This window comes from Chitinophaga sp. S165 (assembly GCF_003182155.1).
Lineage (GTDB): Bacteria > Bacteroidota > Bacteroidia > Chitinophagales > Chitinophagaceae > Chitinophaga.
On sequence record NZ_QGTG01000013.1, the window covers coordinates 1 to 18,556 of the forward strand.

At 44.1% G+C, this 18,556-nt stretch carries 13 protein-coding genes and 1 tRNA gene; 9 read left to right on the forward strand and 5 right to left on the reverse strand.

Annotation, left to right across the window (positions count from 1 at the left end; genetic code table 11):
• Positions 1-206 precede the first annotated feature (206 nt).
• Positions 207-280, reverse strand: a tRNA-Asp gene (locus tag C7475_RS30210).
• A 118-nt stretch (positions 281-398) separates the two neighbouring features.
• On the opposite strand from C7475_RS30210, the gene C7475_RS30215 reads away from it, so the two are divergent.
• Together C7475_RS30215 and dapA are read left to right on the forward strand one after the other, a co-directional pair.
• On the forward strand, positions 399-1,352 hold the full coding sequence (locus tag C7475_RS30215) for an acetyl-CoA carboxylase carboxyltransferase subunit alpha (RefSeq protein ID WP_110057177.1): 954 nt from the start codon (positions 399-401) through the stop codon (positions 1,350-1,352).
• A gap of 101 nt (positions 1,353-1,453) precedes the next feature.
• Entirely contained in the window at positions 1,454-2,332 is an 879-nt protein-coding gene (gene dapA, locus C7475_RS30220) for a 4-hydroxy-tetrahydrodipicolinate synthase (protein WP_110057178.1), read from the forward strand.
• A 73-nt stretch (positions 2,333-2,405) separates the two neighbouring features.
• Here dapA and C7475_RS30225 read toward each other — a convergent pair whose 3' ends face one another.
• Both C7475_RS30225 and C7475_RS30230 read right to left on the reverse strand, forming a co-directional pair.
• Positions 2,406-3,314: a ribonuclease Z gene (locus C7475_RS30225; protein ID WP_110057179.1), complete on the reverse strand. Its 909-nt coding sequence runs from the start codon at positions 3,312-3,314 to the stop codon at positions 2,406-2,408.
• Positions 3,315-3,418: 104 nt separating this feature from the next.
• Complete coding sequence (locus tag C7475_RS30230) at positions 3,419-3,793, reverse strand: STAS domain-containing protein (RefSeq protein ID WP_110057180.1); 375 nt, start codon at positions 3,791-3,793, stop codon at positions 3,419-3,421.
• A 195-nt stretch (positions 3,794-3,988) separates the two neighbouring features.
• Between C7475_RS30230 and C7475_RS30235 the strand changes: the two genes are divergently transcribed.
• From C7475_RS30235 to C7475_RS30265, 7 genes are all read left to right on the forward strand, one after another.
• On the forward strand, positions 3,989-6,523 hold the full coding sequence (locus C7475_RS30235) for an ATP-dependent Clp protease ATP-binding subunit (protein WP_106601968.1): 2,535 nt from the start codon (positions 3,989-3,991) through the stop codon (positions 6,521-6,523).
• Between the two features lie 586 nt (positions 6,524-7,109).
• Positions 7,110-8,939, forward strand: a complete 1,830-nt coding sequence (locus C7475_RS30240; protein WP_110057181.1) for a hypothetical protein — start codon at positions 7,110-7,112, stop codon at positions 8,937-8,939.
• 227 nt (positions 8,940-9,166) lie between these two features.
• Positions 9,167-10,738, forward strand: coding sequence for a T9SS type A sorting domain-containing protein (locus C7475_RS30245; RefSeq protein ID WP_110057182.1), 1,572 nt, complete (start codon positions 9,167-9,169; stop codon positions 10,736-10,738).
• Between the two features lie 107 nt (positions 10,739-10,845).
• Positions 10,846-12,195, forward strand: a complete 1,350-nt coding sequence (locus C7475_RS30250; protein ID WP_110057183.1) for a hypothetical protein — start codon at positions 10,846-10,848, stop codon at positions 12,193-12,195.
• Positions 12,196-12,275: 80 nt separating this feature from the next.
• Complete coding sequence (gene cmk, locus C7475_RS30255; protein WP_110057184.1) at positions 12,276-12,965, forward strand: (d)CMP kinase; 690 nt, start codon at positions 12,276-12,278, stop codon at positions 12,963-12,965.
• 433 nt (positions 12,966-13,398) lie between these two features.
• A complete protein-coding gene (locus C7475_RS30260; RefSeq protein ID WP_110057185.1) occupies positions 13,399-15,351 on the forward strand; it encodes a tetratricopeptide repeat protein in 1,953 nt (650 codons plus the stop codon).
• A gap of 19 nt (positions 15,352-15,370) precedes the next feature.
• Positions 15,371-16,132 (forward strand): LytTR family DNA-binding domain-containing protein, encoded by a 762-nt coding sequence (locus C7475_RS30265; protein WP_110057186.1) that lies wholly within the window; start codon positions 15,371-15,373, stop codon positions 16,130-16,132.
• Between the two features lie 220 nt (positions 16,133-16,352).
• Here the strand turns inward: C7475_RS30265 and C7475_RS30270 are convergent, their stop codons facing one another.
• A complete protein-coding gene (locus C7475_RS30270) occupies positions 16,353-17,654 on the reverse strand; it encodes a 4-hydroxy-3-methylbut-2-enyl diphosphate reductase (RefSeq protein ID WP_233260017.1) in 1,302 nt (433 codons plus the stop codon).
• Entirely contained in the window at positions 17,627-18,502 is an 876-nt protein-coding gene (locus tag C7475_RS30275) for a rhomboid family intramembrane serine protease (protein WP_110057187.1), read from the reverse strand. Before C7475_RS30275 ends, C7475_RS30270 begins: the two co-directional genes overlap by 28 nt.
• Positions 18,503-18,556: the final 54 nt, after the last annotated feature.

An 18,556-nucleotide genomic window follows, 5' to 3' on the forward strand; every position in this document is an offset into this window, starting at 1 on the left:
CCTTGCTTGACCAATACCAGAAAAGAAATAATGAATTGAAAATAAAAAGATTAGAAAAAAGACTGGAGCAACTTAAAGCGATTGTTGTATAGAAGTAATAATAGTAGTAGCAGGTAAAGAGGGACTAGTGGCATATCGGCAGTTAAGCAATAATAGTTAAAATGCAAAAGGGACAAACCATACTTTTGATGATTTGTCCCTTTTTGCGGACCAGACGGGACTCGAACCCGCGACCTCCGCCGTGACAGGGCGGCATTCTAACCAACTGAACTACTGATCCTTCCCTTGTTTTCGGGGCAGCAAAGATAGCAACAAAGCCATCAATTATGCAAATCTTTTTTAAAAAATATTTTAGCGTTTATCTTTACATCGTTCTTTAACCAATTTTATACATAAATATGCAATTCCTGGATTTTGAGAAACCTATTGAGGACCTGTACGATCAGTTGGAAAAACTGAAGGAGAATGGAGCAAAGTCAGGTGTAGACGTTACAGCCACAGTCAAGGAGTATGAGCAGAAGATCGCTGATACCCGCCTGGAAGTGTACGAACATCTTACCAGTTACCAGAAGGTCCTGCTCAGCAGGCATCCCGATAGGCCCTATACCCTGGCGTACATTGAAAAGATGTGTACCAATTTTGTGGAGCTGCATGGCGATAGGAATGTGAAAGACGATAAGGCCATGGTGGGTGGTTTTGCTGACCTGGACGGAGAAACTGTCATGTTCATCGGCCAGCAGAAGGGGGTCAATACCAAAATGCGTCAGATCCGCAATTTCGGTATGGCTAACCCGGAAGGTTACAGAAAGGCCTTACGCCTCATGAAACTGGCTGAAAAATTCAATAAGCCTATTGTTACCCTGATAGATACACCTGGAGCCTATCCTGGTCTCGAAGCGGAAGAGCGCGGACAGGGAGAGGCAATTGCCCGTAACATATTCGAAATGGTGAAATTACGGGTACCCGTGATCTGCATCATTATCGGAGAAGGCGCTTCCGGTGGAGCATTGGGTATCGGTATCGGAGACAGGATCCTGATGCTGGAAAACAGTTGGTATACTGTGATCTCTCCGGAAAACTGCTCTACGATCCTCTGGCGCAGCTGGAACTTCAAGGAAAAGGCAGCAGAAGAACTGAAGTTGACATCTGACCATATGAGCCGCTTTGGCCTGGTAGACGGCGTAATTAAAGAGCCTTTAGGCGGTGCGCATGTTAATCCGGACGAAATGGCGGTAATTCTGAAGCAAACCATTAAGAACACCCTGGCAGAACTGAGAAAGATCGATGCCGATACCCGTATCGAGCAGCGTATCGACAAATTCAGTAATATGGGCTTTTTCGAGGAACGCTAAAATTATTTTGTCATATACCATTCCAAATTGTCATCTTTGCACCACTTTTAGATTGATAAAGAGGGCGATTTGGAATTTGTTATCTGGAATTTTAACAGAATATGGAACAATTGAGAGGCACCGGTGTAGCACTGGTTACGCCCTTTAAAAAAGACGAAAGCATCGACTGGAATGCTTTGGAAAAAGTGATTGATCATGTGATTTCCGGCGGGGTTGACTATGTAGTATCCCTGGGGACAACCGGAGAAACTCCTACACTAAGCTCAGAAGAGAAGCTGGACATCATGAAGTTCACCTTCGAAAAGGTGAATAAGCGTGTTCCGGTGGTGATAGGTATTGGCGACTACAATACCCGTGACGTTGTCAAGCGGCTGGAAACCTGCCCGCTGGATGAAGCAGCAGCGGTATTGAGCGTTGCTCCCTACTACAGTAAGCCAAGCCAGGAAGGATTGTTCCAACATTATAAAGCAGTAGCAGCTGCCTCTCCCAAACCGATCATCCTGTACAATGTACCAGGCAGGACCGGCCGTAATATGACGGCGCAGACCACCCTGAGACTGGCGAATGAGGTGCCTAACGTTGTTGCAATGAAAGAAGCCAGTGGTGATATGATGCAGTGTATGCAGATCATCAAGGATAAACCAAAGGACTTCCTGGTGGTAAGTGGTGATGACGCATTAGCATTCCCACAGATCGCTACAGGTATGGACGGTCTTATCTCTGTTGCAGCTAACTATTTTGCGAAAGATGTAGCAGGTATGGTGAAGGCTGCACTGGCTAACGATGTTCCAACAGCACGTGCACTGCATTACAAGCTGCAGGATTCATTTGACATGATGTTTGAAGAAAACAATCCTGCCGGTGTGAAAGCATTCATGGCAGAAGCAGGTCTCATTGAGAATGTGTTCCGTTTGCCGGTAGTTCCGGTAAGTGCCGGACTGCAAAGCCGCATAGCTGCTTTCAGAAAGAATTACAAGTAAACCAAACCAGTATTGGTAATGATAATGGATCCCCGTTCTGCTTTGCAGGACGGGGATCTGTATTTTAAGCCCATTAGACGATGTAGGAGGCGCCTTCGACAGCCACATCGGAATTAGGGAATATCTCCCGGCATTCCGCCTCAAAAGGCGTCAGATCGGTATACTTTGAAGAGAAGTGTCCAACTATCAGGCGGTGGGCATTGGCTTTTAATGCCAGTGTCGCAGCCTGCACAGTGGTGCTGTGATATCTTTCAGCTGCCCGCTCTGCCAGATTATGCAAATATGTCGTTTCGTGATAGACCAGATCGGCATCGTTTGCAAACCTGACCAGGTCCTCAGAGTACATCGTATCTGCATAGAAGACATACTTTTTTCCTTTCGGAGGAGGAAGGGTGACCCAGTCATTCTTCACCAGAAATCCGTCTTTCCGTTGATAATCAGCCCCTTCCTGGAGTTTTGAGAAGTAAGCAGCTGGTATTTCATATGCTTTGGTCTGTTCCAGGAGGATCTTACGTCTTCGTTTCTGAACTTCGAACGTAAAACCGAAACACGGGATACGGTGTATGGTAGGGAAAAAGGTGACATTCAGATCTTTATCGCTCAGAATAAGTCCCTGGTTTTCTTCGCGCAGGGCGACGAACTGTAATTCGAACTGGAGGACCGTACCGGAGCATTGCATCTGTAACTGGATGATAGCCTCCAGTTCCGGGGGAGCGAAGATAGTCAGCGGGTCTTGTCTGCCGAGGAGGCTCAAGCTGTTTAAAAGGCCGATTAGGCCAAAATAATGATCGCCATGAAGGTGACTGATGAAGATGTATCTCAGGCGGCTTCTTCTGATCTTGTAACGCGCAAATTGTAACTGTGTTCCTTCTCCGCAATCAACCAGTATCAGCTGATCATTACAAGTTATAATCTGAGCTGTTGGATGTCTTTCTAACGTGGGGAGAGCCGAATTGTTACCTAAAATGGTGACTGCAAACATGAACGAAAATAAATAATTACTAAAATCTGCAATTTATTCCGGAAAATGGAATCTATTTCCACATTCCGGAAAAATATGGCACCAATATGTGAGCGGTAAAAAAATTATTCCTCATCCTGCATCAATTCTCTTTCGAGATCTTCCATCATCACCAGGTCAATTGCTTCTAACATAGTAGGGGCGAGGTTATAGACCGTTTCATCCGCTGCTTTTATGGAATTCGTTAAAGTGCTGTTAAGGCCGGTCAAAGCACAGGACATTCCGCTGTCATACTGCTGGTGGTATACTGTTAAAATGGCTTTAATCCCAATGTCATCGGCTTTTTCAACTAATGTCATGTCCAGTATAAGGTTGCGGCCTCCGAGGCCTGGTAATTCTGATACCTCTTTAGTAAACCTGGCTGACAAATTAGCATCTAGTCCTGTAATTTGAGGCTGCACAACCAGTATTTTTTCTTTGGTATCAATTTTGAATTCCATAGACAAGATTTTCTTTTATAAGTTAGTAAATAAGTAATCGGGAATCCTGCCAAATAACAGCCTTCTTTCTTACTTCACCAGCCTTAATTGTAAACTTATACTATTAAAGTGTTAGGGTAAAGGTAAATCAAAATTATTTGCTAATATTGTATAAGCAAGTCCCCGTAAGGGTTTTAATAATTTAATATTCTCACAATGGACCAGAATTTTTCACCGCAAGTAAAGGAGATCATTTCGTTTAGCAGGGAGGAAGCTCTACGCTTGGGGAATGATTTCATCGGCACAGAGCACCTGCTGCTAGGCATTATTCGAGAAGGGGAAGGGACAGCTGTTAAAATTCTGCAGGCTTTAAATGTAGACCTTTATGAACTGCGTAAAGAGGTTGAATTGGCCGTAAAAGATAAGACAGGAAAAAACATCGCCAATATCAACAGTCTACCACTTACAAGGCAGGCAGAAAAGGTAATACGCGTTACCGTGCTCGAAGCAAAGGCCCTGAAAAGCCCTACAGTTGAAACTGAGCACTTAATGCTTTCAATCCTCAAGAATAAAGAAAACGTTTGTACACAAATCTTACAACAGTTTGACGTGGATTACGACACTTTTAAAAACGAGCTGGGCTTCGTAAAATCTGCCGATCCAAAGGCGGAGTTTGATGATCCTGGAGAGGAGGAGTTTGAAGATGAGCGCAAGAGTTTTGCCTCCAAGGCCAAGCAAACTAATACGAAGTCTAAAACCCCTGTGCTGGATAATTTCGGCAGGGATATTACCAAGCTGGCCGAGAGTGGCAGCCTTGACCCGATAGTGGGTCGCGAGCAGGAAATTGAGCGTGTATCGCAGATATTGTCCCGCCGTAAAAAGAATAATCCAATCCTCATCGGGGAACCGGGCGTGGGTAAAACAGCGATCGTGGAAGGTCTCGCTCTGCGCATTGTGCAGCGTAAGGTATCCCGCGTACTGTTCGACAAACGTGTGGTAAGCCTTGATCTGGCAGCCCTCGTGGCAGGTACTAAGTACCGTGGACAGTTCGAAGAAAGGATGAAAGCCATCATGAACGAACTGGAAAAGAACCGCGACGTTATACTTTTCATAGACGAGATCCACACCATCGTAGGTGCTGGTGGAGCTTCAGGTTCCCTGGACGCTTCCAACATCTTTAAACCGGCCCTGGCACGTGGAGAACTTCAGTGCATTGGTGCATCTACTCTCGATGAATACAGAATGTACATTGAGAAAGATGGTGCGTTAGACCGTCGTTTTCAGAAAGTAATGGTAGATCCTCCGACCGTGGATGAAACTATTCAGATCCTGAATAACATCAAACCACGTTACGAAGAATACCATAACGTAAGCTATTCAGATGATGCGATTGAGGCATGCGTAAAACTCAGTGATCGCTACATGACAGACCGTCTGTTGCCCGACAAGGCTATCGACGTGCTGGACGAAGTAGGCGCAAGAGTGCACCTCAAGAACATCAATGTTCCTCAGAATATCCTCGACCTTGAAAAACAGATCGAAGACATCAAGCAGGAAAAGAACAAAGTCGTAAAGAGCCAGCGTTTTGAAGAAGCTGCTGCGCTGCGAGATACAGAAAAGAAACTTGGGGAAGATCTGGAGCGTGCGAAGAATGTGTGGGAAGAAGAAGTGAAACACAAACGCTATCCGATCGATGAAGAGGCAATCGCAGAAGTAGTAAGCATGATGACAGGTATTCCTGTTAAACGTATGGTACAGGCCGAAACTGAAAAACTCCGTCGTATGGGTGAAGACCTGAAAGGCGCTGTAGTTGGACAGGATGAGGCAATCACCAAAGTGACCAAAGCGATCCAGCGTAACAGGGTAGGGTTGAAAGATCCGAAGAAGCCGATTGGTACCTTTATCTTCCTGGGACCAACCGGGGTAGGTAAAACTGAGCTGGCAAAATCCCTCGCACGTTATATGTTCGACTCAGAAGATAGCCTGGTGCGTATCGATATGAGTGAATATATGGAGAAATTCTCCGTAAGCCGTCTGATTGGTGCGCCTCCGGGATATGTAGGTTATGAAGAAGGTGGTCAGCTGACTGAAAAAGTTCGCCGCAAACCTTACTCCGTGATCCTCCTGGATGAAATTGAAAAAGCACACCCTGATATTTACAATATCCTGTTACAGGTGCTGGATGATGGTATTCTGACTGATGGTCTGGGCCGCAAGGTAGACTTCAAGAACACACTCATCATCATGACCTCTAACATCGGTGTTCGTCAGTTGAAAGATTTCGGTGCAGGTGTTGGTTTCACAACATCAGCAAAAGCGACCAGTGAAGAAGACAATACAAAATCAGTAATTGAAAAAGCACTGAAACGTACCTTCTCTCCTGAGTTCCTGAACCGTATCGATGACGTGATCATATTCAACTCGCTGAGCAAGGAGCATATCTATACGATCATAGATATCACTATGCAGAGCGTGCTGAAACGCCTGAACAACCTGGGCTTCAGCCTGGAACTGACAGACGAGGCCAAAGGCTTCCTCGCAGAGAAAGGTTACGACCAGCAGTTTGGCGCCCGTCCACTGCACAGAGCTATCCAGAAATACCTGGAAGATCCTTTAGCAGAGGAAATACTGAATATGAACATTCATAACGGAGATGTACTATTGGCAGATCTTGACAAGGAAAATCAGAAACTGATCTTTACTTTAAAGAATTCTCCAAAGAGTAACAAATCTGAAAAATCAGAAGCATAAACAATAAGCCATAGTTGATAGAAATTGTTTTTGATAGAGATCCCGGACGAAAGTCCGGGATTTTTTTTGCCTCTTTCTTATCCAGAACCCTCTTTTATTTTCCTGCAACCACTCCCGCCAATCAGGTAATGTAACATGATGGTGTTATCTAAAGGCTGGTTCTCTGAGATGAGAATGACAGTGATAACATTGGCTTAATACATTTAGAAAAGAATTAAATGAAAACCAGATAGATATAAAACTACATTGTACGTCAAAATGCTACGTTCATGTCATAAGAATAATATTATTAATATTAGATATTTGCACTATGCAATAAGGAGTAAAATCCTACCATGCGGCATTGAGATTTTCGTAAGCGGACATGTGAACACATCCAATCTTTTTAACCAACCTCTTTTAACCAGTTTCTCATATTAGAAAACCTGCCCTGCGCAAACGGGGGAATAGTCGATTAGGTTTGCCTCAAAGCGGATAAACATAACGGCTGCTGTATACGCATGATAGGTGCGTGGTTTTCGTTTGCAACACTCATGGTTATTATTATTAACGGATAAATTTTAAAATCTATCTATCCCTATACACTATGAAAGCAGTTATACGTAACACTTCACGCACACTTTTTTTAGCTGGTGGTTTAACACTTGCAGTTACAGCGGTTCAGGCACAGATGAAGATCGGTGACAATCCGGCATCTATTACTAAATCAGCCATCTTAGAGTTGAGCAGCAATAAGCAAGGTCTCTTACTGCCCAGAATTCCAAATTTCACAGCTATCGACGCCGCTATCGGAACCGATCCTGTAGATGGAATGGTCGTATACCTGGCCAGCGGCACTGCTGCTAATGATGGGATATATATGAGAAAGGCAGGCGCCTGGGTAAAAATTGCCAGTTCAGCTGATGCATCGGCAAACTGGAGCCTGAAAGGAAACACAGGTACGACAGCAGCTGATTATATCGGTACTGCTGATGCTAATCCGTTGTCTATCCGTACAAATGGTGTTGAAGCTATTGGAGTACAGGCTGACAGACAATTGAAATTCTCTACTGTAAACGCAGATAATACACTGTTCGAAGTGCTGATGCTGAGTGGAACTGGCATGGTTTCAAAGAGAACATTACCACAGACTGCTTTCAAAGATCTGGCAGATAATATTTTCGCTAACGCAGATTCTGCGCATGCAACTTTCAATATCGGAGAAAATACAACTACAGGAGAAGTAACGATAAATGCGCCTATTATGGCTCCTACAGCTACTGCTCCTTATGGTTTCATGAAAAAGTCCGACTGGGACAAATTACAAGCCTTGTCGAGCGGTACAAACCTGTCTATCGCTGACTTCATCACTGCAATTGCTGCAGGTCAGGAAAACAGAGGTGGCCGTATCACTTATGATCCGCTTACTGCCAGCTATAAACTGGAACTGGTTGCTGCCAGCGCAACACAGGCGGGTATCGTAACAACCGCTCCACAAACTTTTGGTGGCGATAAGACCTTCAGTGGTGCAGTAAACGTAGGTACTACATTAGGTGTTGCCGGTGCTGCTACCTTGAATAATACGTTGACTGTAGCGAATACGACAACCTTAAATGGTGCAACTACCATTAACAGCACATTGGGTGTTTCCAATGCAGTTACACTGGGTAACGATCTGAGTGTATCTGGTGCTACTACTTTAAATACACTGGCAGTATCAAATGGAACTACCCTTAATGGTACACTGGTATTGAACAATGTGGCAAACGCTGCTACTGCTGCATCTTACGATGTGCTGGTTCGTGAAGGAAGTACTGTTACAAAAAGACCCTTCGATTTGGATGCTATTGCCAAAGCGATCCGTACTATCCAGGCAGGCACTGGTACTACAGACAATGTGAACGTAGCCTTCAAGACTGATAGCATTGGTGCTAACTTCGATGTACAGGCCACAGCTAATGACGTTTCTTTCAACCTGCCAAATGCAAGTGCAGTTGATGCTTCACACACTGCTGTTCAGCGAGGTGTGGTATCTACCGGCAACCAGAGCTTCGCAGGTAATAAGAGCTTTGCTGCAAGTGTAGCTGTAGGTACTACTACACCAGCTAATTCTACCCTGCAGGTAAATGGTTCTGTGCAGATGAGAATTACAAAGACAACATCGTCTTATGCCATTAATGATACAGACAACACCGTACTGGCGGATGCTACCGGTGGCGCATTGACCATTACACTGCCTGCACCTTCCGTTGCTATTGCGGGCCGTATCTATACTATCAAAAAGATCGGCACAGGTGATATCAACAATCCTGTAACAATACAGCCTAATGCTCCTGCTGTTACTATTGAAGGCGGTGCAAACTATATGATCTACAACGACTGGACCTTTGTCACTATTCAGACTGATGGTGCCAACTGGTACATTATCAGAAAATAATAAAAAGTTATATAGCAGGGGCAGTCTTTTACTGCTCCTGCTAATTCTTTTATTATCTGATGTTTCCGTGTAACCTGCAATGACCTATGAAAATACCGGATACGTTAACCATTAACATTATTACTGGACCTACTGATTATCCCTTCGTATGATAGTTGGATCGTTGCGTTAGTTAAACACTAATTACAAAAATGGTAAGTGAGACGAAACTAAAAACATAATACTGCATGAAGAGATGTTTACTCATATTATGTTTTCTGGTTCTTTCTATAAACATTATAGCTCAGAATGCGGCCTACATCCCTCCCGATGGAAAGGTGTGGAGCTTTGGTAATGTTGCGTTTTTCGGAGATGTTACCAATGATGGTATGCTGGGATCCAGTCCTGCATCCGTACTTTATTTTCTCGGCAGGCAGTGGACGAATAGTTATACTGCATTGCTATCTGATGAAAGTCCTTCCGGCCTTAAAGGTACCGGGGGAACTTTTCGTTTTATAAATAATAGCAGTCAGCAGATCATCGCCGGCGGTTATAACGTCGCTACTAAAACAGGCGCCAGTTTTCCCAATCTGGAAGTCAACAATCCGAACGGCATTGTGCTTGCAGATCTGCACGACCTGCACATAAGAAATACACTACAGTTAACCAACGGTCATGTTTTCCTGAATGGATGGAACCTGATGGTTGGGGCTGATAATCCGGGCTCTATTACAGGGTATAGTGATCAACGTTTCATTGTTACCGGAACAGAAACAGCAGGTGGTTTCCTTTATCGTGCAAAACTGGATAGAAATGCCGGACAGGTAGTATTCCCTGTAGGGACGAGCGCTACGAACTACGCACCTGCCGGTGTACGTTATGAAGGCGCTCCGGAAGATTTTAAGGCAAGAGTTTTTGATAGTGTATATCTGAACGCTATTAGCGGTAGGATACTTTACGACAGTGTGGTATTTAAAACCTGGAATCTGGGACAAGAAGGGCATGGTACGGGGCTGACAAGCGTAACATTGCAGCACATGAATGCTGATGAAGCACCGGAATATACTGTAAATCGTGAAAGCAGTTATATAAGCCGTTTTTTCCCTGGTGATGGTTGGGAATTACGCAAAGCTGTGAATGATGGAATGGCGCCAGGTACCTTAACGACGCAGCCTATGCAGCAGGAGGCTACCATGCACTCCCGTGGTACTGCGGGTATCGGTACGAACATTTACTATGCTAAGCTTACCTCTCTGTCATATAGTTATCTGCCGGCAGATATTATTCATTTTAATGCCTATCGCATAAGTTATTCATTGGTGGACCTGGTGTGGACTACCAATCGTGAAACCAACAATGCTGTATTTGAAATAGAACGGATGCTGGATAACGAAACTGCATTTAAGAAGATCGCTACAGTGGCTACAAAAGCGCCTCGCGGTTATAGCACAACAAGGCTTGATTATTACTATCAGGATACAAATGACTATGACGGATGGAGCTATTATCGTATTAAAGCAGTATCAACTACCGGAAAATATGTATACACAGACGTTAGAGAAGTCGGACCGCTGGTGCAGGCTACTGTGTTCCCGAATCCGAACTACGGCGACTTTAAAGTAACTGTCAGAGGTATTAAGGCACCACTGATCGTACAGGTATTTGATACATGGGGACAACAGGTCCGCAGGATGGAAATGATAGGCCAGAGTGAGGTACGGATCAAAGATATGCCTACGGGTACTTACTTCCTGGTCCTGACACATAAAGAGACGAAGAAACAGGCATATGTCTGCAAAGTGATCGTAATAGATCATTGATACTATGATTAATCTGTTTGAAAAGATATCGCATGAAACATTGAGGAATGTACACTGGTAATGTTACCTGTGTACTTCCTGTTTGATTTTTGAAATCGTTCAGAATTATGAAGAAGCTATTAGTACTATTATTGCTTTCGGTAACTACATCTACTTACGCGCAGCAGTTGAAGCTGGGAAGTAATCCCAGTGTGATAAGGAAATCTGCATTGCTGGAGTTGGAAAGTAGTTCACAAGGATTGTTACTGCCGCGTATCAGCGATACTACATCGGCGACAATAAAAAGTTCTCCCGACGGCATGCTGATCTACCTTCCAGGCAATAACAACATGGCGGTACGTTCACAGGGAAAATGGCTGATCCCGGGTACAGGTGGAAGTTCCGCTTTCACATTGACAGGAGATGTAACCGGGACCGGAACTGGTACAGTTGCCAGCACCATCAGTAATCAGGCGGTGACCTTCGCAAAAATGCAGAATATCAACACACAGAAACTACTTGGAAGATTTGCGGCAGGAGCAGGAAGCACACAGGAAGTAGGTCTGGACAATAGTCTTAAACTGAATACCGGTGGTACATTGTATGCAGATAGCGCCCTTGCTATCTGGAATGCTGCTAAGCTGGTAGGTTTGAGGGTATCAGGAAAAACACCTGCAAGTGGTGAAGTACTGAAATGGAATGGTACTGCATGGGAATCAAATACGGATAATGATGGTGGTGCTACATACGGAACGCTGGCCAGTAATGATGTTGGTACCGCAGATGTTGCAGGATCTACTACCCGCATGAAAATATGGGCAAGTCCTGTAACCGGAGTGGTGACCAATGGCCCGGCTGGGGCAACTGCACACGCCTGGAGCGTAATGGCCTTTAAAGGAAATAACGGTGGCTTTACTACACAGTTGTACTTCGACAAGAACACGCTGGCATTAAAAGAGTGGACTGGTATTACAGCTCCACTGGGTACGACAGCCATCAATGGTTGGTACAAGGCGATTATGACCAATGGAAATACCAACATTACCAATGGATCGATCATCTTCGGTAACATTACCAGCGACGCTTCGACTGAAGTAGGGCAGGACAACACTAATTTCTTCTGGGATAATGGGAACAAACGGTTAGGGATTAAGACAAATACGCCTACATCCACATTGGTGTCTAATGGCAGTTTCAGTCTGCCCATCCGCACTTTTAATGGTAACACAACATTAACAGAAAATGACTATACCGTTGTGAAAAGCGGCACCGGAAATTATACGGTGACGTTGCCTGATGCTGATGATTGTCTTGGGAGGATATATGTGATAAAAAAGCCTGTCAACGGTTCGCTTACAATTAATTCAAACGGTGGCCAGATCGATGGGGCAAACAATCGGTCAGAGAATAGCGCGTCAAGGTTTTCATATACCATTCAATCAGATGGGAATAATTGGTGGATCATTTCAGGGTTGTAACAGGTATCCTGTTTCATTTTTCCATTTTTCCTTTAACTTTACACCGTCTATTCCTAACACAGCTATTTAATTAAAGGGTTTTGAAAAAAATAATTATTACGATAGATGGTTACTCTTCATGTGGAAAGAGCACGCTGGCCAGACAATTGGCTGCGCAGCTGGACTATGTGTATATTGATAGCGGAGCAATGTATCGTGCAATAACGCTGTATTTTATTCAAAACCGGGTGGACTGGGCTGATCATGATGCGGTAAAGGCCGCACTGCGTGATATTCATCTGGAATTCGAATTCAATCCAATGAGTCAGGTGTCTGAAATAACGCTGAACGGCGAGAATGTAGAACACCTGATCCGGGAAATGCTGGTAGCTGAAAAAGTAAGCGAAGTAGCTGCTGTAAAAGAGGTGCGTGAATTTGCTGTAGCGCAGCAACAGAAAATGGGCACCAGAAAAGGGATTGTAATGGATGGCCGTGATATTGGTACCACTGTATTCCCCCATGCCGAATTGAAGATCTTTATGACTGCGGATACTTCTATCCGTGTAGAACGCAGGTTTAAGGAACTCTATGCCAAAAACAAGAATATCAGCATTCATGAGATCAAAGAAAACCTGGAGCTGAGAGACTATATAGATACCAATCGTGAAATCAGCCCTTTACGGAAGGCTGAAGATGCTATCATCCTGGACAACAGTCAGTTAACACAGGATGAGCAGTTGAAACTGGTCATGCAATGGGTAGACGATGCTGTACTGGTGCAATCTTCCTGAATTTATTTTTAGTTTTAAGAAAACCTTTTTAAATTTGTTATGTTCCTGGTGCAAGCCAGGGAGAAACCCATTGGTAATTTTCCACATCCTCTAGAATTTCCTGCAATTTATTGTATTGTGTTGACCGGTTCATACAGTGCGCCGGGTACTAATATATTATTCCCAACGTGGTCAAGAGAAGTCATAAGAGATCAGCAATGATCCCTTTATAACTATATCCAAAGACCTGTTGCTATTAACCGTTTCGAATTTAATAACTACATATATATCCAGGCTTTGTGGGCTGATATTTATTAAACTTAATGTGGTGCAGGGCGGGGATGCCTGCCTTGTTCCATATTTTCAGTAGGTGTATTCGGTTAATAGGAAGAAGGGGCGAATTCTTTCGCCCTTTCGCTTTTTTAATTAACTTGTGGTATTACCTGGCTGATGCATGTTTAAAGGCTATTTCTATCTACTTTTCGTGCTTTTGTTGGTAAAGGGGAACAATATACTGGCACAGGACTCCGCGCTCGTATTCAGGACACTGGATTCTGCGAGAAAACTTCCGGCCGATACCAGTAGAGTAAACTGGCTCGTAAGTAAAGGCAAGTTGCTGGGAAGATACTTTGACAAACGTGGGACAGAAAACCTCTTTTTCCAGGAAGCAATAACCCTCGCTCAGCGTATTAAATATACGCGTGGGCTTTTTGACGCGTACAATGAAACCGGAAATTCCAAAAGGAATAAATCCGAATACCTTCTCGCAGCTGATTATCATCAAAAAGCTATCAAATATGCAGAGGATGCCAGGAACGATCTATGGCTCTGCATCGCCCTGAACAATACCGGCGTAGATTACCGCAGAATGGACGATCAGCTGGAAAAAGCATTTGATTATCATTTCAGGGCTTTACAACTTGCTGAAAAGATCAATGACATCCGCAATATTTGTATCGCTATCAACAGCATTGGCAATATTAAACTCTCCACCGAAAAATATGCAGAAGCCATCAATCACTTCGAGAAGGCCCTGGAACTTGAAAAACAAAGTAAGAACCAGCTTGGCGTAGCTATTAATCTAGGTAACATAGGCTATGGATATCAGGGGCTGGGGAAACTTGACCTCGCTATTGATTACTATAAGAAATCGCTGGCAGTGAATCAGCAGCTAAATAACAGCATCGGGCTCGCCATTTGTTATAATTCCCTCGGATCTGCTTACAAGGAGAAAAAGGACTACGCCCGCGCACATGAGTATCTGAATAAGGCGCTGGAAGTGAACGATAACGTAGATGACAAAGTGCATGTGGCAGAAAGTTACCTGAACATTGGTAAACTGTGGAGCCTGCAGGGGAACCATGAAGAGGCAAACAAATACTTCCAGGAATCAATTGGTCTTAGTCTGATATGGCGTTTCAAATACCTGTTAATGGAAGCCTATAAGGCTATGGCCGACGATTATAAAGCCCGTGGAGATTTTAAACGTTCCCTTGAGGCTATGGACAGATCACTGGTTTATAAGGATAGTCTGCTGGAAGAACAGTCATCACTGGCATGGGCGCAAACACAGGCTATCTATGAAGTAGACCGTAAAGACAATCAGATCAAGCTGTTGGAACATGATAAACAGATGAGTGAGTTACGGACCAAACGTAACGTAGTATATACCCTTTCCATGGCAGGGTTCGTACTTATGGTAGCGATAGGAGGGTTCTTTTATATCCGGCACAGGAACCTCGAAACGAATAAGCAGACCTTACAGCTGGAGTTGCGCTCATTGCGTGCACAGATGAATCCTCACTTTATTTTCAACTCTTTAAGTTCTATTCACCGGTTCATCTGGAGCAATAACCAGGAAGAGGCTTCAGACTATCTGACGAAATTTTCCCGGTTAATGCGAATGATCCTTGATAATACGCAGTACACCTTCATATCTTTGAATAAGGAACTGGAGTCTTTACGCCTGTATGTAGATCTTGAAAAGTTGCGTTGTAATGATGTATTCGATTACCAGATCATCGTAGCAGAAGATATTAACGAGGAAGAAGTCATGATCCCGCCGATGATAGTTCAACCATATGTAGAAAATGCTATCTGGCATGGCCTGGTACATAAGTCCGGGAAGGGATTATTAGAAATAGCCGTTTCTTTGAAAGGGAAAACCCTGACCTGTACAGTAACGGATAATGGAATAGGACGTAAAAAAGCCGTAGAAATAAAGGAGAAAAAGGGACAGACCCATCGCTCAATGGGTATGAAAGTAACGGAAGGAAGGATAGACCTGATCAGGAAGATCAATAATACCAAGGAAGCGGATGTAAACATAACCGACCTGGAAGATGAAGCAGGGAAAGCAATAGGTACACAGGTGAAACTCATCTTACCGGTAGAATTCATATTTTAAAAAAACCTACAAAGACAGCATGAGCGAAATTAAAGCAATCATCGTTGATGATGAGCAGCACTGTATAGATGCTCTTCAGACAATGCTTCAGAAAAAATGTCCTGAAGTAACCGTACTGGGAGGAGTTAATAGCGTAAAGGAAGCGAAAGACCTGATTACCGAACTACAGCCGGACGTAGTTTTCCTTGACGTTGAAATGCCTCATCAGAACGGTTTTGAATTGCTGAAACTGTTTGATAAGATCACGTTTGATGTAATATTCACTACAGCCTACGAGCAATACGCATTGAAGGCCATTAAGTTCAATGCATTGGACTACCTGTTGAAGCCGTTCAGCATAAAAGAACTACAGGATGCTGTGCAAAAATGTGTTAGCCGCCGCAACGGACAAACAGAGAATTCTACTTCGCCATTAGAAGTGTTTTTGCAGAATATGAAGACACTGCACCAGACACATAAAAAGATAGCACTGCCTACTATTAACGGATTGGTATTTATGCCTGTACAGAATATTGTTCGTTGTGAATCTACAGGGAATTATACCCGTATTTTTTTTACGGATAAAAAGAACCTGATGGTCTCAAGGCCATTGAAGGAATTCGAGGAGTTACTGACTGATGTGGATTTTTTCAGGGTCCATAATTCGCATTTAATTAATCTACAGCAGATGCAGTCATACATACAGGGTGAAGGCGGATTTGCACTGATGAGCGATGGAACGCAGGTTGAGATTTCCCGTAGGCGGAAAGCCGATTTCCTAAAAAAGGCGATGCAGTTCTAACCAAATTTAATCTGTTTTACGCCACTTACAGGAAATAGACCACCGGATAATAAGTCTCTATTGCACGCTTATGCGCTAACAGCTAATTTTGGTTCAGGTTTAAACTAATTACGATATAAAATTTTTTTTCTCTGCATTACTAGCATTGATTAGCCCCAAAGAAAAAAGACACCAACTGGTGTCTTTTTTGCTTTTATAATATCTTCCGATAAGTTCAGTCTCAGGCAAAGGTCGCCGCTACTTCTTCCATCTTATATTCCAGGTCGTAGAACGATAACAGTTTTCTGATCACCGCTTCCACCAGAGCATCCGGGCAGGATGCGCCGCTTGTCAGCAGGATCGTCACAGGTTCATTTGCCGGCAGGAAGGAAAGGCTGTGCAGTTCCTGTTTGTGATGGAAATCCCAGTGATGGATTTCGGTGGCTGCTATCAGCTTTTCTTCCGAGGAGATAAAGTAGGTAGGCAGTTTTACTTCTAATAATTCCACGAGGTGAGACGTATTAGAGCTGTTATAGCCGCCCACTACAATGGCGAGGTCAGCTTCTTCCTGCAACAGGCCGGTTACGGCGCTTTGATTGTCGTTCGTGGCATAACAAAGCGTGTCGCGGGTATCGGCAAAATGTTCGCCTGTATTTTCAGGACTAAGTGCATACCTGTCCATGATCACGTTTTTGATATAATCGGCGATAGCCTGAGTTTCGGTGGCCAGCATCGTAGTCTGGTTTACAACACCAACGCGCTGGAGGTCTTTTGTTACATCAAAGCCTTCAGAGTATTGCCCTTTGAACAGGGTATAAAACTCGTCAGCCTGTCTTTCACCGGTAATAAAGGTCGCCAGCACCCGGGCTTCTTCCATGTCTTTTACCACTACGGTAGGCGTATTGCTACGGCTATGGGAAAAGGTGGCGCGGGTTTCTTCATGTCCGGGTTTACCATGTACGATCACGGTATAGGACTGCTGTCCTATCTGCTCTGCCTTGTTCCATACTCTTTCCACGAAAGGGCAGGTAGTGTTGTATTGAAGGGGGGCGATGCCCAGTGAGCTCAGTTTGGCTTCTATTTCCAGGGTGGTACCAAAGGCAGGAATGATGACGATGTCTTCCGGGGTCAATTCTTCCCATGGAACCAGCTGTTTGCCGGCAGTATCCATGAGGAATTGCACGCCTTTCGCCAACAGGTCGTTATTCACATGCGGATTATGGATCATTTCACTTAACAGGAAGATCCTTTTGCCAGGATTCTCTTCTACTGTTTTAAATGCGATCTCGATCGCATTTTCCACTCCGAAGCAAAAGCCGAAGTGGCGGGCCAGCAATATCTTTAAAGGACCAAAATCCAGGACTGTCGGTGTAAAATCCTTCTTCATGCGGTCCTGCTGCTTACGGCGGTTTTTGATGGCCGTGATCAGCGGACTGCGATATATAATCGGAACGTTGAATGTTTTCATCTTGGCGGCAAAGTTACATATTTTGAATGGCTGGTATACATGGCCATTTATTCCTGGCTCATTTTCTTCAGCCATGCTTTTTCTTCAGGACTCAGGCTGTCTATGCCATTGTCGTTTATTTTATCGAGCAGCTGGTCCAGGCGGAGTTGTTTATTCTCTTCCTGGCTGGGTTTTACAAGCTTAAGTGGAGACTTTTTAGGTTTAAAAGAGCGTTTGGGCGCCTCTACATGCAGACGGCGGTTAAACAGCCAGATAAGTGGCTGGCAGACATCAGTACCGTTGTTCAGCAGTTTAATGTAAAGGAAACCGGTAAGCGCGCCTCCCATGTGGGCGACAATACCGCCTACATTTCCCTGTGTGAGGGAGATCAGGTCAAGTATAATAACGATCAGCGCCAGCCATTTCAGGCGGATGGAACCGATGAAAAGCAGTCCGATCTCGTAGTTGGGCAATTTAGTAGCACAGGCAATGAGCAATGCCATTACGGAAGCGGAAGCGCCGATCATGGGAGCGTTGATACCACCAAAAGCAAGATTGTACACCAGCAGATAGGCTATACCGCCTGCTAAACCACCTACCAGGTAAAGGGGAAGTACACGCTGATTGCCAAGAAAAGATCTGAATATATTACCAAACCAGTAAAGGTTCAGCATATTAAAGAGTATATGTAAAAATTCCAGATGTGTGAACATGTATGTCAGTAGCCCCCATGGCTTTCGGAGGAAAGCATACACATTCGCATGCAGGGAAAGATTATCAAAAAGAAAATTGGAGAGGAAGCCTGTAGTGGGTGCAATTTTTCCAATCAGGTACACAATTCCCATCACGAGGAAAACAATTACATTCCAGAAAAGAAGATGATTAATTGTATTTCCTTGTCTAAGCCAGTAGCGTATATCAGAGCTGAATGAGGTCCCGTTCATACTTGAAAATTAGTACAAAATCCGCAATCATAAATCTATTTAGCGGCACATTTT

Excerpts from the sequence above, each read along its gene's own strand:
- C7475_RS30215 (WP_110057177.1), top strand. The coding sequence starts at position 399 with ATGCAATTCCTGGATTTTGAGAAACCTATTGAGGACCTGTACGATCAG.
- dapA (WP_110057178.1), top strand. The coding sequence starts at position 1,454 with ATGGAACAATTGAGAGGCACCGGTGTAGCACTGGTTACGCCCTTTAAA.
- C7475_RS30225 (WP_110057179.1), bottom strand. The coding sequence starts at position 3,314 with ATGTTTGCAGTCACCATTTTAGGTAACAATTCGGCTCTCCCCACGTTA.
- C7475_RS30230 (WP_110057180.1), bottom strand. The coding sequence starts at position 3,793 with ATGGAATTCAAAATTGATACCAAAGAAAAAATACTGGTTGTGCAGCCT.
- C7475_RS30235 (WP_106601968.1), top strand. The coding sequence starts at position 3,989 with ATGGACCAGAATTTTTCACCGCAAGTAAAGGAGATCATTTCGTTTAGC.
- C7475_RS30240 (WP_110057181.1), top strand. The coding sequence starts at position 7,110 with ATGAAAGCAGTTATACGTAACACTTCACGCACACTTTTTTTAGCTGGT.
- C7475_RS30245 (WP_110057182.1), top strand. The coding sequence starts at position 9,167 with ATGAAGAGATGTTTACTCATATTATGTTTTCTGGTTCTTTCTATAAAC.
- C7475_RS30250 (WP_110057183.1), top strand. The coding sequence starts at position 10,846 with ATGAAGAAGCTATTAGTACTATTATTGCTTTCGGTAACTACATCTACT.
- C7475_RS30260 (WP_110057185.1), top strand. The coding sequence starts at position 13,399 with ATGTTTAAAGGCTATTTCTATCTACTTTTCGTGCTTTTGTTGGTAAAG.
- C7475_RS30265 (WP_110057186.1), top strand. The coding sequence starts at position 15,371 with ATGAGCGAAATTAAAGCAATCATCGTTGATGATGAGCAGCACTGTATA.
- C7475_RS30270 (WP_233260017.1), bottom strand. The coding sequence starts at position 17,654 with ATGGCTGAAGAAAATGAGCCAGGAATAAATGGCCATGTATACCAGCCA.
- C7475_RS30275 (WP_110057187.1), bottom strand. The coding sequence starts at position 18,502 with ATGAACGGGACCTCATTCAGCTCTGATATACGCTACTGGCTTAGACAA.